This window comes from Massilia sp. SYSU DXS3249, assembly GCF_053668055.1.
Genome location: NZ_JBSIPX010000005.1, coordinates 227,643 through 242,906, shown reverse-complemented (window position 1 = coordinate 242,906; position 15,264 = coordinate 227,643). Strand labels below are relative to the sequence as shown.

The following is a 15,264-nucleotide window of genomic DNA, read 5'->3' as shown; positions in this document are numbered from 1 at the left end:
ACGAGGTCGGATGCCTTGTTGGAGAGGCCTCGCCGCATCTTTGCAAACATTGGCAGCAAAAGGCTGAAGCCGAAACACCTGGCACAACGGGATCGGTAGAAGGGGCGAGGCTGCCTTGGACCGGCAACGCCCTGGGCGCAATGGACATCGGGTTCTTGGCGGGTAAGACACGAACGAGGCTAATAGGCCTGTTTGGTGCTGCTGAGAGCGGTAAAACTTCACTGCTAGGTGCTTGGTACTTGCTCCTTGGACGCGATATCAGCCCTGATGGCACGTCGTTCGCCGGGTCCTTAACGCTGGAGGGCTGGGAGAATATTGCAGGTAGTCTGCGCTGGAACGCTATGCGCGGCCCTGCATTCCCGCCGCATACTTCGAGCGGAACAGGTCGCCATCCGGGCTTGCTGCATTTGGATCTGCAGGTGCACGAAGTTAGGAAGGACATTCTTTTCGCCGATGCGCCTGGTGAGTGGTTCAGCCGGTGGTCAGTGCGGCGGGACGCCGAGGAAGCCACTGGTGCTCTTTGGCTTTCAGAAGCGTCGGATGTACTCATTGTTGTGGCGGACTCAGATGCGCTCGCCGGCCCTCGTATGGGTGCCGCCAGGACGAATCTTGTCGCACTGCTTCGACGAGTTGGCGCTGAGCGGCGCGGCCGACCGGTTGCCCTCGTCTGGACCAAGTGTGACGTGAAGGTCGACGACCAGATGCGGCAGGCAGTAATTCAAGCCGCAGACCTAACCCTTGGCAGCTATCGCGCCTTCAGCGTCAGCATGCATTCTGCTCCAGGTCAGGAGGCGCACAACAGAGGTCAGGGGCTTATTGAACTTTTGGATTGGGCCCTGTCAGTACCGGAGACGCCCTTTCTCAAGCTGGCAGAGCAGGAGCCTGAACAAGAACTGCTGCGTCAGGTCGGGGGCGTCCATGCCTGAGGAGACTCTGCAGATTGCCGTTTTCGGTGAGTCCAACGTCGGCAAAAGCCATTACGGTGCCCAGCTCATAGGGCGCTTGAACGCCGAGACAGGTTCCCTGCGCATGCGTGGCGCCGCCCCTGACTTGGCAGCTTTCGATGATGTGCTTCAGTCGCTCAGCGGGGGAATTCCTGGTGCGCATACGGCCGCTGGCACTTATACCGAGACCCTCTTGCCGGTCCTGACCGATGGTAATGTTGCAATTGACTTGAATTGGCCAGACTATGCCGGCGAGCAGGTCAGCCAGCTCCTTGAGGAGCGACGCATTCCTGCCTCCTGGCAGGAGCGTGTAGAGACCGCAGACGGCTGGATTTTGATGGTTAGGCCGAAGCGCATTCCCTTAATAGAAGACATTTTTTCTAGGCCGCTTGGCGACCTGCAATCTTCTCGGCCTGCGGGTGGTGTCATCGAGCGCTCGCCACAGGCACGGCTCGTAGAGTTGCTGCAGATGCTGTTGTACACGACTCACGCGCGTAGTGGTAAGGCCAAACCGGCTCTGGCGGTGGTTCTGTCGTGTTGGGACGAACTACAAGTGCCAGAAGGCACGACCCCAGAGCTAGTGTTGAGCAGAGATCTGCCGTTGCTGTCAGCCTTTGTGCGCAACAACTGGGACGAGCGCCGCAGGCTTGTACTCGGTCTCTCAGCAACCGGAGTCGCGCTTTCGAAGGATTCTCCAAACAGGGACTTCATCTATAAGGGCGCAGAGCAAATGGGGTGGGTGGTCACTACAGACGGAATGCATTCGCCAGACCTCACTCTTCCTATTTCACAGCTTGCAAAGGCAATCTAGAACTAATGCGCATTCACAAGGCTTGGTATGGGCCGAAAGGGGGACATGCCCTGCTGTCCTCAACAGAGCCGGGCTTGCAGGCCGTCTTTCGCCAAGCGGCCTGGCTCACCGATCTTCCGGGGACTGTTCCGACCGGCCTGCAGTGGCAGCCCTATTTTCGCACTGCCATTCATGATGGCTACTTCATGCTTGTCCACACGCGTAGTAGCCGAGAAACGACTCGCGCAGGCATGGTCGATTCAGTCGCCGCCTTCATCCCGCTGAATGAGCTGTCCCTTGTCCCGGACCTTCGCGAGCTAGCCGACAACCTGCGCGAGTCGCACGATAGAGAAGACCGCACGTCTTTCGTGCCGGTCGCCCAAGCGGCTGCCGCACCAGTTAACGTGCACCACCCACTCCTGCTTGAGATGGCCAGTGCGCTCATCTCAGCAAAGCAACGGCCCGTCATACACATGGGGCAGGCCGGGTTCGATGACATCATGCTCGACCTGCTGCAGGTCGTCCCCAAGCAGTTACGCCGCGAAGTTCTTTTCAGCTTAAGCTTTTCGCCGGAGGATACTAAGGTCTCGGTTGCAGTTGCAGTTCCCAAGGAGCTGGCATCTCGGTTCCCGCAAGAGCAGGTGCTTTCAGCAACGAGCGAGCCACCCAGCACCGGTGTTGCAGCTCTGCTTAGCATGCCGGAAGGTCGGCCACTACTGGACTTCGGCGAGGCCGCTGCTTTCGACTTGCAATCGGCGAACTCCCTTATCCTCTTAGAGCAAGCCTTTCATCTGTGGGAAAGTCCTGGCGGGGTCGGCGAAGCAATCAGGCTGGTGCGGCTGCTGGCGGCAAAGGGAGGGGATTCGCGGCGAGCAAGCGATGTCCGCAAGGTTGCGTTAGACAGGCTTACCTCCACTTCTGGGCTGTGGACTCCGGCGGACGTTCTTTCGCTGCGCAACCTACAGCTGGAGCGTTTCGATACCAGCACTTTTACCCCGGCCGTGGAGGGTTGGGTGAGCGAGCGCGCCAACCAAGCTGCAAAGACCAACGACGATTGCCATCTTTTTGACGAGGCCACCCGCGGCGCGGCGCAACAGCAATGGTGGAACATCCACGTTCATGCTGGGTATGCGTCCGCTGTCCATACCAAAGGTGCCGGCATAGGCGCTCTAGCTTGGGAAACTATCGAGAAGATACCCGAAAGCCTTAAGCCAATCCTGGCGCTTTTTGACGCAGAAGGCCAGCTCCAAGCTTTAGCGAGTACTGTTCCCGCCGTACTGCCCGCGTCCGTTGCTGATGCTGTCGCTCGAGAAAGCGCAAAACGTGGAGCGTGGCAGCTTTGCGGCATTGCTTTGGCCGCAGCGCATGCCCCATCCCGAGCTCTTTCTGCAGTATTAGAGCATGCTCCTCCCAACGGCTCTCGGCGTATCGCCACCGAGTCTGCGCTCTCAATGGCTTCGCCAAACGATCGCATTGCAATTGCATTACGCGAGGACATTGAGGAAGTAACAGCTCTTGCAGCGAATGCTGTCATTAGCGATCCAAATCTTCTGTGCCGGTTCGATTGGACTTCGCCAGTGTGGTTCGATATTTTGGACAAAGCAGTTGCTAGGAGCCGGAACTCAGCGGCCGCGGTGGCAGACAGATTGCAAGGGCTGCAGACGCTCATTCAGCGCGGCGAGCGGTCGGACCGAGTCTGGGGACCGCTCGCCAGAGCAGGACTGGCAGACCTCGCGCATGTGGCGAACAGGGCCAATGCTTGGAAGCTAATACCTGATGCGCTGGCTGGTGTTGTCCTCGGGCTGACCACGAAGGGGTGGCTTGCAGGGATGTTGGACGGAACCGTCAGTGTTGACGGGCTCGAAGAACCTCTACGCAGCGAAGCGAGGTCTGCATTGCAAGGCAACATGTTGATGGCGTCTATGGCTGAAAAATCACCCGCTCAATTCGTCAACGTCATTAATCAGCTTTACCCTCAAAGTGACTATGAGTGCGTTATTCTGCTCGATTCGCTGGCTCGCGCTCCTGGTTACCGCCTTTCTCCAGCGCCTGCAACGGCTCTGGGCAAGCTGATTCGAGACCGCTATTGGACGTCCGCCGCTGCGCGGGCCGCCAGCTATGGTCGCGCGCATGATGAATTTCTGCCCATGTGCAGGGAGTGTCTAACTGCTATGAGTATCTGGGATAGCATGACCCTGAGCTGGCGCGTTGGAAAGCCGGTCCAAATTCCCGAGGATGAAGTTTGGCAGATGTTTGAGGTAACGCTGGCAGAACTTTATCCGCAAGGACCAATGCATAACGAAATCTGGAGCCGTAGCGGCGGTAAGGACGAACAGCTGAGTTCAGAAGGAAATGGCGTTGCGCAGTGGCATCGCTGCATCAAGCAGGTGCGCGCAGGGCGCGGCCCAGTCGCATCGGATCTCCTGCGCACTGCACTACGAGATTTCAGCGGAAATGCCGTTCTGCAAGCTCTGTGTGGTAGCAATGCGATAGAATGAGCCGATGAGTAAAACCTTTCAATCTGGCCGAGCACTTGTCATCGGCATCGGGAAGTATGACTCACTCAGCGATCTCGGTTCAGAGCCGGTCTACGATGCCGACGGTCTAGCAAAGCTTCTGACTAGCGCCGAGCACTGCGGTTATCCTCTGGAGAACGTGCAGATTTTGCGTGACGCTGACGCTTCTCGTTCCGCAATCGTCGACGGGCTCAAGAAGCTGGCAACCGACACCCGAGCTGGTGACACAGTGATCGTTTACTTTTCCGGTCATGGTGCGCAGCGACTGTCAGGGCCGGACCTCGGCACCTACCTATGTCCTCCTGAGTTCGACAGTTCTCGGCCTCGCGAGACGGGTATAGAGGCTGAAGAGCTCTCCGAGCTACTCAAGCAGATTCCCGCAGAACGCCTACTTGTTCTTGTAGATGCCTGTCATTCAGGTGCTGCAGCGCGCGTCAAGGGACCCGCCCAGGACATCACCAAGTGGGGTTTCGGCGGGCCGAAGCTTGAGGCACTTGCGCAAGGGAAGGGACGCGTCATCATTTCAGCAAGTTCAGCTCACGAACACTCGTTAATCCTTGGGATTCATCGCAATAGCCTCTTTACGCACTTCCTCCTTAAAGGGCTACAAGGTGAGGTAGGCGACCGCTCCGACGGTCTCATCCGAGTCTTAGACCTTTTCCACTATCTTGCTGAGCAGGTCCCGGCTACTCGCAGTGCTCAAAACCCCGTACTGACGACTCACACGCAAGACAACTTCCCTGTTGCATTGCGCAAGGGCGGACGCCTCAAGTCTGAGGAAGGAGCCGTAGCAGTTGCTGCTATGAAAAGCCCCCCAAGTCCCCGTGAGCTGGAAGACCTGCTGGTCGCGCTCTATCCGCAGGGCCCACTCGACCAAGAAATTTGGTCTCGAGCGGGCGGCGAGGTCGCAAGCTTACGTATAAGTAGCACCGGGCGGGCGGCTTGGCACGCAGCTCTTCGCCTATTGGCTCAAGGAGGTGGTGGCGCCAACATCAGTACGCACAGCTTGCTGCTAGAAGCATCAAGTGAGTTTGGGGCCAACCCCGACCTCAAGCGCTTCCTTCGCATCACATAAACGGCAATAATGCGACGCAAGACTGCGTAATCGCGAATTGACGCTTGGAGCGTTTTTCTCAGCAAGCTAGTCGTCGACTATGAGGAGTAGTAGGACCTTCTCTTTGTTGCAGTGCTGCAAGGACCGGGCCCGGCAGCGATTTTGCGGCGCATATATAATCGGCCCATGCTCAAACAACGAACCATCAAAGAACTGGTGCGCACGACCGGCGTCGGGCTGCACTCGGGCCGCAAGGTCGAACTCACGCTGCGCCCGGCCGCGCCGGATACCGGCATCGTGTTCCGCCGCGTCGACCTCGACCCCGTCGTCGAATTCCCGTCGAGCGCCGAAGTCGTGGGCGACACCCGCATGGCCTCGGTCCTGATCAAGAACGATGCGCGCGTCTCCACCGTCGAACACCTGATGTCGGCCTGCGCGGGCCTCGGCATCGACAACCTGTACATCGAAGTCACGGCCGAAGAAATCCCGATCATGGACGGCTCGGCTTCCTCCTTCGTGTTCCTGCTGCAGCAGGCGGGCGTGCAGGACCAGCCGGCGCCGAAGAAATTCATTCGCGTGCTGAAGGAAGTCGAAGTGCGCCAGGGCACGGGCAACAGCGAGAAGTGGGCGAAGTTGAAACCGCACGACGGCTTCAAGCTCGACTTCTTCATCGAATTCAACCACCCGGCTGTGGACGGCACGATGCAGAACGCTTCGGTCGATTTCGCCCAGGTGTCCTATGTGCACGACGTGGCGCGCGCGCGCACCTTCGGCTTTATGCAGGATGTGGAAAGCCTACGCGGCATGGGTCTCGCGCGCGGCGGCTCGCTGGAAAACGCGATCGTGATGGACGAGTACCGCATCCTGAACGCGGACGGCCTGCGCTACGACGACGAGTTCGTACGCCACAAGATCCTCGACGCGATCGGCGATTTGTACCTGGTCGGTCACCCGCTGCTGGCCGCCTACGAGGCCCATAAATCGGGCCACGCGCTCAACAACGACCTGCTGCGCGCCCTGCTGGCGCGGCCGGATGCGTACGAGATCGTGTCGTTCGATGAGTTGAAGAGTGCGCCGGCGTCGTATGTGAAGCAGATGCAGCAGGAGTGGGCGCAGACCTGATCGCGGTGTTGTCGTTCCGTAGGGTGGACGGGTTCCCCGTCCACGCGTTCAAATCACGTTTGGAATGCCTGCGCGGTTGAGCTTTTGCCGGTTGAACGCGTGGACGGGAGACCCGTCCACCCTACGTCAACCGCCGCGCCGTTTGGCCGCCAGCCGCTTGATCGCCGCCACCAGCGCCGCATTCTGCGGCGTCTCCGGCAAACTCTCTCCCAGCTCCTCGAAGGCGTCGACCGCCGTGGCCGGCAATTCCAGCACCCGCGGCTCGGGCCGGTCCGGCATCGCGCGCGTCACCTGCACCTTCAGGCGCGTCGAGGTCACCTGCCAGCCGCGCGCGAGCAGGGTGCCCTGCAGTTTCGGCAGTTGCTGCTTCAGGCGCGCCGCGACCGCCGAACTGGGCACCGCCAGTACCAGCACGCCATCCTGGAAGGACAGCACGTCGCAATTGCCCGCCACCGCGGGCAGGGCCAGGCCGACGTCGCGCTGCAGGTCGGCCATGCGCAGCGCGGTCGGCAACAGGCTCGCCATGCGTTCGTTCGAGCGCAGGAAGCTCGTCGCTTCGAACGAGGTGGGGCGGTTGCGGGTGCCGTAGATGTGCATGGGGGAGTCGGGAAAGGGGATTGCTACAGGCGCACACGATACCACAAGCAGGCGCCAGGCCATGCCAACGGCGTATCGTTCCCGTAGCAGCGATGCAATTTGATAACATTCTTTCGTGCACACACTTGTTATCGGGCGTGTAACCCCCAAGTGTGGCCGCATCGCATGATAAAATCAGTCGCTTTTTGCCTCCGTCGGTCTTAGATCGGTATCTCGTTTGATATCATCCGGGCTCTTTTTGCGGCGTCTTTTTAAGAAACTTAGCATGTCATTACTGACCCAGATTTTCGGTAGCCGCAACCAGCGGCTGCTCAAGCAATATCAAAAAACCGTGCGTCAGATCAACGCGCTCGAGCCGCAGATGGAGTCGTTGTCCGACGCCGACCTCCAGGCGAAAACCCCTGAATTCAAGGCGCGCCTCGAGAAGGGCGAGACCCTCGACGACATCCTGCCGGAAGCCTTCGCCGTCTGCCGCGAAGCCGCCAAGCGCGTCCTCAAAATGCGCCACTTCGACGTCCAGATGATCGGCGGCATGGTCCTGCACCAGGGCAAGATCGCCGAGATGGGCACGGGCGAGGGCAAGACCCTGATGGCAACCCTGCCGGTTTACCTGAACGCACTGGCCGGCAAGGGCGTGCACGTCATCACGGTCAACGATTACCTGGCACAACGCGACGCCGACTCGATGGGCCGCCTGTACGGCTGGCTGGGTCTCACCACGGGCGTGAACCTGTCGCAGATGGACCACGACACCAAGCAGACCGCCTACGGCTCGGACATCACCTACGGCACGAACAACGAGTTCGGCTTCGACTACCTGCGCGACAACATGGTCTACGAAGCGCGCGAGCGCGTGCAGCGCGGCCTGAACTTCGCCGTGGTCGACGAAGTCGACTCGATCCTGATCGACGAAGCGCGGACCCCGTTAATTATTTCTGGCCAGGCCGAGAACCACACCGACCTGTATCACCGCATGAACGAGGTGCCGCCGCAGCTGACCCAGCAGATCGGCGAGGAAACCCCGGACGGCAAGGGCGTCATCGAAGTCCCGGGCGACTACATCAAGGACGAAAAGGCGCACACCGTGCTCCTGACCGAAGCCGGTCACGAGAACGCCGAAGCCATCCTGACCAAGATGGGCCTGCTGCCGGAAGGCGCCTCGCTCTACGACGCCGCCAACATCACGCTGATCCACCACCTGTATGCGGCGCTGCGCGCCCACGTGCTGTACCACAAGGACCAGCACTACGTGGTGCAGAACAACGAAGTCGTGATCGTCGACGAATTCACCGGCCGCCTGATGACGGGCCGCCGCTGGTCGGACGGCCTGCACCAGGCCGTGGAAGCGAAGGAAGGCGTGCGCATCCAGAACGAGAACCAGACCCTGGCCTCGATCACCTTCCAGAACTACTTCCGCATGTACACCAAGCTGTCCGGCATGACCGGTACCGCCGACACGGAAGCCTACGAGTTCCAGGAAATCTACGGCCTCGAGACCGTGGTGATCCCGCCGAACCGTCCTTCCCAGCGCAAGGACCGCCAGGACCAGGTGTACAAGTCGTCGCAGGAAAAGTACAACGCGATGCTCATCGACATCAAGGATTGCTACGAGCGCGGCCAGCCCGTGCTGGTCGGCACGACCTCGATCGAGAATTCGGAACTGCTCTCGGGCATTCTGAAGGGCGCCGACCTGCCGCACAACGTCCTGAACGCGAAGCAGCACGCCCGTGAAGCGGAAATCATCGCTCAGGCAGGCCGTCCGAAGATGATCACCATCGCCACCAACATGGCCGGCCGCGGTACCGACATCGTCCTCGGCGGCAATGTCGAGAAGCAGATCCAGATCATCGAAGCCAACAACGAGCTGTCGGAAGCGGAAAAAGCGGCCCAGTCGCAGCAGCTGCGCGACGAATGGCAATCGCTGCACGACCACGTGGTCGCGGCCGGCGGCCTGCACATCGTCGGCACCGAGCGCCACGAGTCGCGCCGCGTCGACAACCAGCTGCGCGGCCGTTCGGGCCGCCAGGGCGATCCGGGCTCCTCGCGCTTCTACCTGTGCCTGGACGACACGCTGCTGCGCATCTTCGCCGGCGACCGCGTGCGCGCCATCATGGAACGCCTGAAAATGCCGGAAGGCGAGCCGATCGAGGCGGGCATCGTCAGCCGTTCGATCGAGACCGCCCAGCGCAAGGTCGAGGCCCGCAACTTCGACATCCGCAAGCAGCTGCTGGAATACGACGACGTCGCCAACGACCAGCGCAAGGTGATCTACAGCCAGCGTAACGAACTGCTGGAAGCGGCCGACATCTCGGAACTGATCGCCTCGCTGCGTACCGGTACCTTCACCGACGTGGTGCGCACCTACGTGCCGGCCGAGTCGGTCGAAGAGCAGTGGGACGTGAAGTCGCTGCAGTCGGTTCTCAGCGCCGAATGGGCGCTGGACGTGCCGCTCGAGCAAATGCTGGTCGACGAGCCGAACCTGAACGACGACGACATCCTGGAAAAGGTGCTGGCCGCGGCCGAAGCCTCGTATGCTTCCAAGATCGCCATCGTCGGCAAGGAATCCTTCGGCGGCTTCGAGCGCAACGTCATGCTGCAAAGCGTCGACACCCACTGGCGCGAACACCTCGCGGCGCTCGACCACCTGCGCCAGGGCATCCACCTGCGCGGCTATGCGCAGAAGAACCCGAAGCAGGAATACAAGCGCGAGGCCTTCGAGCTGTTCGGCAGCATGCTGGACCAGATCAAGAACGAAGTGATCCGCACGGTCATGACGGTGCGCATCCAGTCGCGCGAAGAAGTCGAAGCAGCCGAAGCCGCCATGGCGGCCCAGGCGACGCACCTGGAAAACCTGAACTTCCAGCACTCGGAATTCAACCCGTCGGCCGCGCCCGAGGAACTGCTGGCCCCGGTCGCCACCCCGACCGCCACCCCAGTCGCGGCGGAAGACCACAGCACCTACATGGGCGTCAAAGTCGGCCGCAACGACCCATGCCCTTGCGGCAGCGGGAAGAAGTTCAAGCAGTGTCACGGCAAGCTGGCGTAAGCCTGCTGCTGTAAAGAGAAAGGCGTCCCGCGGGACGCCTTTTTTGTTTTTGCGTAGGGTGGGCGCCCCGTGCCCACGCGAACGCGTGCGTCATGTTGGCGTCCATACCGCGTGGGCACGGGGCGCCCACCCTACAACCGGCCCGGCATGCATGTTGCCGGGCCTTTTGCCATTACCAGGCCATCTTGCTCCAGGTATTGTCGCCAACGATCCCATCCACCCCCAGCCCTTTCGACGACTGGAAGCTGCGCACCGCGCTGTTGGTGCCCGAACCGAAGATGCCGTCCACGGTCAGCCCGTAGCCGCTTTCGTTCAGCTGGCTTTGCACGGCGCGTACCTTGGCGCCCGAGTCGCCCTGCTGGGTGACGATGGTCAGGGCCGGCCAGGTGGCGTTGCCGACGATGCCGTCGGCGCCCAGGCCGCGCGAGGACTGGAAGTTCTTCACGGCGTTCTGGGTGGCGGTGTCGAAGCTGCCGTTGACGGTGAGCGTGTAGCCCCACTGCTGCAACAGGTACTGGATGGTGCGCACGCGTTCGCCCGTGTTGCCGTACTGGACCAGCGGCCAGGTGAGGGTGGCGTCGCTGCCGCCGCCGCCGCTGGTACCACCGGCGACCAGGGTTTTATAGCGCGGCCAGTCCCAGCCCGAACCCGGGTCGGTGTGGCTCTGGCTGGCGAAGTTGACGTGGCCCTTGACGTTGTAGAGCGAGTCGGACGGCACCGCGTTCCAGCCGCTGCTGCCGTCGTAGACCTTCTGCGCCAGTCCGCGCGAGGCGAGGATGTCGCGCGTCAGCGCGGCCGAGGCGTTGTACATCGCGCTCGTGTACCAGGTCGCCGGGGCGTTGATGTAGCCTTCGTGCTCGATGCCGATCGTGTAGCCGTTCGAATTGCCGACGTGCCAGGCCTTGTCGGCCTCGCGCACCATCTGCGTGACCTGGCCGTCCGAGGAGCGGATCACGTAGTGGGCGCTGACGCCGGCGCTGCAGTTCTGGAACCAGGAGATCGAGCCCGCATACGAGCCTTGCGTGGTGTGGACGGTGACGTGGCTGACCGATGCCGTGCGCGCCGAGTAGTTGCAGCTGGCGGCCGGGTTCCAGATCGCCGGCGGATAGTCGGTCGAGGCGGCGGCGGGGAGGACGTGCAGGCCGAGGGAGGCCAGGGCCAGGCTCGCGAGCAGGCCTTTCGTGTTCTTTTTCATGGGTCGGTCTCCGTTATTTGTTCTTGGCCGGGGTGTCGACGAAGTCGGGCGCCGAGATCTTCGGATCGGGCACGCCGGTCTCCACGGTGATGCGGCGCGCGGACAGCTTTTTCAGCTTGTCCTTGCCGTAGACTTTTTCCATCTCCACGTGGCGCTGGCCGATCTTGTAGCCGCTGTCTTCGCGGCCCTGGCGGATCGCGGTCAGGATTTCATAGGTGTAGATCTGGGCGATCTCCGGCTGCGGGATGCCGGAATAGCGCGCCACCGCGCCTTCCCAGTCCTCCAGCGGGAAGGCCCGGGTTTTACGGGCGCCGTACTGGGCGAGCAGGGCGGCGGCGGCGCGGATGTTGCTGCGTACGTCGGTGATGACGACGGCGGGCGACACGCGGATCAGGGCGGCGCCCTGCGTCAGCGAGGTGCCGAAATAGGTGTCGTTGCGCAGGCCCATGATGCCGTAGCTGGGCGGCATGCCGTGGTGCAGGTCGGGTTCGATCTCGATCTGCGGCTCGCCGTTCTTCTTGAGCTGCCCTTTCGGCACGTGCGAGATCCAGCGGGTCTCGGCATAGGCGATCGATTCCAGCAGCTCGACGGGCACGTCGAATTCCTTCGAGGCTTCCTGGAAGTATTGCTTGTAGAGCTTGGCGGACGCGGTCAGCTGGCGCGGCTGGCCGTCGGCGAACGCGGCGGGCGCGGCTGCGAGGCCGGTACCCAGTGCGGCGCACAGCACGGCGAGCAGCCGCGCCTTCTTGGTGAATGTCATTTCCGTCTCCTAAATTGTATTTGTGAAGCCCGCGGCGAGACCACAGGCCCGGTCGAGTATAGGTATGTTTCTTCAGCGCACAATTGCAGTGATGTATTTGTGACACTGTCTGCTCGGCAGTTGACAATCGCGGCAGGATGGTGTTTCAGGCAAGCACCGGGACGGCAGGGAGGGGAGGGGCGGGAGAAAAACCGGCGCCGCGGGCGCGGCGCCGGTGGGAGACCATTACGGACGGACGCTGCCCGGTTCGCGCGACACGGTGTGGGTGAGCGCGTGCTCGACTGGCTTGCCGTCCTTCAGCGCGGGGATGAAGCGGCAGCCGCCAAACGCGGCCAGCACCGCCGCGTCATATTCCGCATGGCCGCTCCCCTGGGCCAGTTGCAGGTCGCGCAGCTGGCCGGCCGGGTCGACCACGAATTGCAGCGTCAGCTCGAGCGCTGCGTTCTGCTCGACGACTTCACGCGGATAGTCGGGCAGGGTGCAGGAGTCGGTGATGCGGCGCGCCTGCATGAAGTTCGCCGCCGCGGCAGGCGCCGGGCCCTTGGCCGGTTTCGGCAGGTCGATCTTCTTGCCGTTCACGCGCAGCACGCCGTTGCGGAACTCGACGGTCGAGAGCAGCACGTCGTTCTCCAGGCGCGCGTAGCCGTTGGCGAGCAGCTTGCCGATGATCGCATCGCCGATGCCCTGGGCGACCTTCACCGGGTCCTGCGCCTGGGCCTGCGGGGCCTTGGCCGCTTGCTGGCGTGCGACGGCCAGTGCGATTTCGCGCATCAGGGCCACCGGCACCTTGATGTCGAAGCGGGCGTTGACGCGCTTGGCCAGCAGGGCCATGTCGGCCGAGCCGGCGGCTGCCGAGCCGTCGATGCCGACGCGGCCGCTGAGGAGGGCCTTGTGGCCGTGGAAGGCAAGGCTCATCTCGTCGACCAGCAGGGCGGTCTTGTGCCTGGCCGCGCCGCGCACCATGGACTTCAGCAGGGGCATCACCGCAGCGAAGTCGTCGCTGGTGGCCACTTGCTTGGCGCTCATCTTCTTTTCGGCGGCGCGCAGGGCCACCAGCGCCGCCTTCTCGATGTTCACGATACGCACGTTCATCTTGAAGTCGTCGACCCGTTCGCCGGCGAATTCCATGGTCTTGATGCCGAAGGCTTGCGTCATCTCGACCGTGCGCGGGCGCTCCAGGATGTTGGCGGCGAAGTACATGTCGCGCAGCGCCACCGTGATGGGATTGGTCTTGCCTGCGATCTCGAAGCTGGCGACGCCGCCCTGCATGCTGCCGAACCAGATGTTGCCGGCGCCGCGGCGCTGGGTGCCGGCGAGCGTGGCGTCGCGCATGGTCAGGCGCGCGTCCTTGTCCTCGAAGGTCAGCAGGGGCCAGGCCGCGCGGTAATCCGCGCTCTTGCCCGACTTGTGGAGCCAGAAGTCGATCGGGAATTCGCTCCACTGCAGCGTGCTGCCCGCCGGCGTGGTCTGGTGCAGGGCATTGAGCTGCCAGCGGTAGGCGGCCTTGCCGTTTTCGACGCCGCGCTTTTCCATGGTCCATGGGCGCTCGTTGCCGAAGCCCTCGGCCAGCAGCTTCGCGACGTCCGGCGAATGCTGGAAATTCACCAGCTTGTCGAAAGTCTTGTGGAGGTCGGCGCCGTCCTCCATGGCGTTCTGCAGCTCGTGGGCGGCGGCGGTAAAGGCTTGCACCATCACCGGCGGCGCCTTGGCCGCGGGCTTCGGCGCCTGCTCGGCGGCGTGAACGAAAGGAGAGATGAAAAGGGTTGCCGCAAGGACGCGGCGCATCAGGGCAGGTTTCACAAAGGGCCTCATGGTTAGCAAGTTTCCAATTATCAATGATGCATTACTGAAAGTCATCTTGCTATCCATGGTGCTTAAACGGATGTTGCAGAAAAGTCCTCCTGTGCCGCCGCCTGCTTGCCGGGGGCATGCTGCGCCAGCCGCGCCGCCCGCGCAGTACAATATCGAATTCGACAATCTTTCCAAAGAAGACCACCATGGCCGTGAATTCCCCCCTGCCCGTCGCCGCCGACCTGAAGCCGGTCGCCGGTATCGAGATCGGTTTTGCCCAAGCCGGCATCAAGAAGCCCAACCGCAAGGATTTGCTGGTGATGCGCGTGGCCGACGGCGCCACCGTCGCCGGCGTGTTCACCCTGAACCGCTTCTGCGCCGCGCCTGTGCAAGTGAGCAAAGCCAACCTGGCGGCCGTGACGAACGGCGCCGCGCCGATCCGCGCGCTGGTGGTCAATACCGGCAACGCCAACGCGGGCACCGGCGAAACGGGCCTGGCGAACGCCCAGGCCACCTGCGCCGAAGTGGCGCGCCTGCTCGGCTGCGAGCCAGGCCAGGTGCTGCCGTTCTCGACCGGCGTGATCCTCGAGCAGCTGCCCATCCAGAAGATCGTCGCCGGCCTGCCGGAGGCGGTCGACAACCTGACCGCGGACAACTGGTTCAACGCGGCCGAAGCCATCATGACCACCGACACCCAGCCGAAGGCGGCTTCGCGTACGGTCACGATCGGCGGCCATACCGTCACCATGACCGGCATCAGCAAGGGCGCCGGCATGATCAAGCCGAACATGGCGACCATGCTGGGCTACCTGGCGTTTGACGCGAAAGTGGCGCAGCCGGTGCTGGACGAACTGGTGAAGTACGCGGCCGACCGCTCCTTCAACAGCATCACCATCGACGGCGACACCTCGACCAACGATTCCTTCATGCTGATCGCCACCGGCGCCGGCAGCCTGGTCGTGAACGAAGCGAGCGGCGCGGACTACGAGGCGCTGCGCGACGCGGTGACCGACATCTCGCGCAACCTGGCGCAGCAGATCATCCGCGACGGCGAGGGCGCCACCAAGTTCATCACCATCACGGTGGAGCAGGGCCGTTCGCTGGAAGAGTGCCGCAAGATCGCCTACGCGATCGCCCACTCGCCGCTGGTCAAGACCGCCTTCTTCGCATCCGACCCGAACCTGGGCCGCATCCTGGCCGCCGTCGGCTATGCCGGCGTGGACGACCTGGATGTGACGAAGCTCGACCTGTACCTGGACGACGTGCTGGTGGCGCAGGCGGGCGGCCGCAATCCGAACTACCAGGAAGCGGACGGCCAGCGCGTCATGAAGCAGGCCGAGATCCTGGTGCGCGTGACCCTGGGCCGCGGCGACGCGACGGCAACGGTCTGGACCTGCGACCTGTCGCACGACTACGTCAGCATCAACGCCGATTACCGGTCCTGATGCC

11 protein-coding genes are annotated in these 15,264 nt (G+C 62.5%); 7 read left to right on the top strand and 4 right to left on the bottom strand.

The annotated features are described in order from the left end of the window. The first annotated feature begins 140 nt into the window (after positions 1-140). From ACWCIA_RS08740 to lpxC, 5 genes are all read left to right on the top strand, one after another. Entirely contained in the window at positions 141-926 is a 786-nt protein-coding gene (locus ACWCIA_RS08740; protein ID WP_454162410.1) for a TRAFAC clade GTPase domain-containing protein, read from the top strand. Next, positions 919-1,755 carry a TRAFAC clade GTPase domain-containing protein gene (locus ACWCIA_RS08735; RefSeq protein ID WP_454162408.1) on the top strand — a complete coding sequence of 279 codons (837 nt, stop codon included), beginning with the start codon at positions 919-921 and terminating at the stop codon, positions 1,753-1,755. Before ACWCIA_RS08740 ends, ACWCIA_RS08735 begins: the two co-directional genes overlap by 8 nt. Positions 1,756-1,760: 5 nt before the next feature. Continuing rightward, the gene (locus ACWCIA_RS08730; RefSeq protein ID WP_454162406.1) at positions 1,761-4,232 is read left to right on the top strand and encodes a GAP1-N1 domain-containing protein; all 2,472 of its coding nucleotides are present in this window, start codon (positions 1,761-1,763) and stop codon (positions 4,230-4,232) included. A gap of 4 nt (positions 4,233-4,236) precedes the next feature. Then, complete coding sequence (locus tag ACWCIA_RS08725; protein ID WP_454162405.1) at positions 4,237-5,325, top strand: caspase family protein; 1,089 nt, start codon at positions 4,237-4,239, stop codon at positions 5,323-5,325. A gap of 165 nt (positions 5,326-5,490) precedes the next feature. Next, on the top strand, positions 5,491-6,426 hold the full coding sequence (gene lpxC, locus ACWCIA_RS08720; RefSeq protein WP_454162403.1) for a UDP-3-O-acyl-N-acetylglucosamine deacetylase: 936 nt from the start codon (positions 5,491-5,493) through the stop codon (positions 6,424-6,426). A gap of 126 nt (positions 6,427-6,552) precedes the next feature. On the opposite strand, the gene ACWCIA_RS08715 is transcribed toward lpxC, so the two are convergent. After that, positions 6,553-7,023 (bottom strand): DciA family protein, encoded by a 471-nt coding sequence (locus ACWCIA_RS08715; protein ID WP_454162401.1) that lies wholly within the window; start codon positions 7,021-7,023, stop codon positions 6,553-6,555. Positions 7,024-7,288: 265 nt separating this feature from the next. On the opposite strand from ACWCIA_RS08715, the gene secA reads away from it, so the two are divergent. Continuing rightward, positions 7,289-10,069, top strand: coding sequence for a preprotein translocase subunit SecA (gene secA / locus ACWCIA_RS08710; RefSeq protein WP_454162400.1), 2,781 nt, complete (start codon positions 7,289-7,291; stop codon positions 10,067-10,069). Positions 10,070-10,241: 172 nt separating this feature from the next. On the opposite strand, the gene ACWCIA_RS08705 is transcribed toward secA, so the two are convergent. From ACWCIA_RS08705 to ACWCIA_RS08695, 3 genes are all read right to left on the bottom strand, one after another. Further along, on the bottom strand, positions 10,242-11,264 hold the full coding sequence (locus ACWCIA_RS08705; protein WP_454162398.1) for a peptidoglycan recognition protein family protein: 1,023 nt from the start codon (positions 11,262-11,264) through the stop codon (positions 10,242-10,244). A gap of 13 nt (positions 11,265-11,277) precedes the next feature. After that, the gene (locus ACWCIA_RS08700; protein ID WP_454162396.1) at positions 11,278-12,024 is read right to left on the bottom strand and encodes a hypothetical protein; all 747 of its coding nucleotides are present in this window, start codon (positions 12,022-12,024) and stop codon (positions 11,278-11,280) included. Between the two features lie 225 nt (positions 12,025-12,249). Continuing rightward, positions 12,250-13,824, bottom strand: coding sequence for a DUF945 family protein (locus ACWCIA_RS08695; RefSeq protein WP_454162395.1), 1,575 nt, complete (start codon positions 13,822-13,824; stop codon positions 12,250-12,252). Between the two features lie 197 nt (positions 13,825-14,021). Between ACWCIA_RS08695 and argJ the strand changes: the two genes are divergently transcribed. Continuing rightward, a complete protein-coding gene (gene argJ / locus ACWCIA_RS08690; protein ID WP_454162393.1) occupies positions 14,022-15,260 on the top strand; it encodes a bifunctional glutamate N-acetyltransferase/amino-acid acetyltransferase ArgJ in 1,239 nt (412 codons plus the stop codon). The last annotated feature ends 4 nt before the right edge of the window (positions 15,261-15,264 follow it).

Coding starts and splice junctions, on each gene's coding strand:
- ACWCIA_RS08740 (WP_454162410.1), top strand. CDS start 141: ATGGACATCGGGTTCTTGGCGGGTAAGACACGAACGAGGCTAATAGGC.
- ACWCIA_RS08735 (WP_454162408.1), top strand. CDS start 919: ATGCCTGAGGAGACTCTGCAGATTGCCGTTTTCGGTGAGTCCAACGTC.
- ACWCIA_RS08730 (WP_454162406.1), top strand. CDS start 1,761: ATGCGCATTCACAAGGCTTGGTATGGGCCGAAAGGGGGACATGCCCTG.
- ACWCIA_RS08725 (WP_454162405.1), top strand. CDS start 4,237: ATGAGTAAAACCTTTCAATCTGGCCGAGCACTTGTCATCGGCATCGGG.
- lpxC (WP_454162403.1), top strand. CDS start 5,491: ATGCTCAAACAACGAACCATCAAAGAACTGGTGCGCACGACCGGCGTC.
- ACWCIA_RS08715 (WP_454162401.1), bottom strand. CDS start 7,023: ATGCACATCTACGGCACCCGCAACCGCCCCACCTCGTTCGAAGCGACG.
- secA (WP_454162400.1), top strand. CDS start 7,289: ATGTCATTACTGACCCAGATTTTCGGTAGCCGCAACCAGCGGCTGCTC.
- ACWCIA_RS08705 (WP_454162398.1), bottom strand. CDS start 11,264: ATGAAAAAGAACACGAAAGGCCTGCTCGCGAGCCTGGCCCTGGCCTCC.
- ACWCIA_RS08700 (WP_454162396.1), bottom strand. CDS start 12,024: ATGACATTCACCAAGAAGGCGCGGCTGCTCGCCGTGCTGTGCGCCGCA.
- argJ (WP_454162393.1), top strand. CDS start 14,022: ATGGCCGTGAATTCCCCCCTGCCCGTCGCCGCCGACCTGAAGCCGGTC.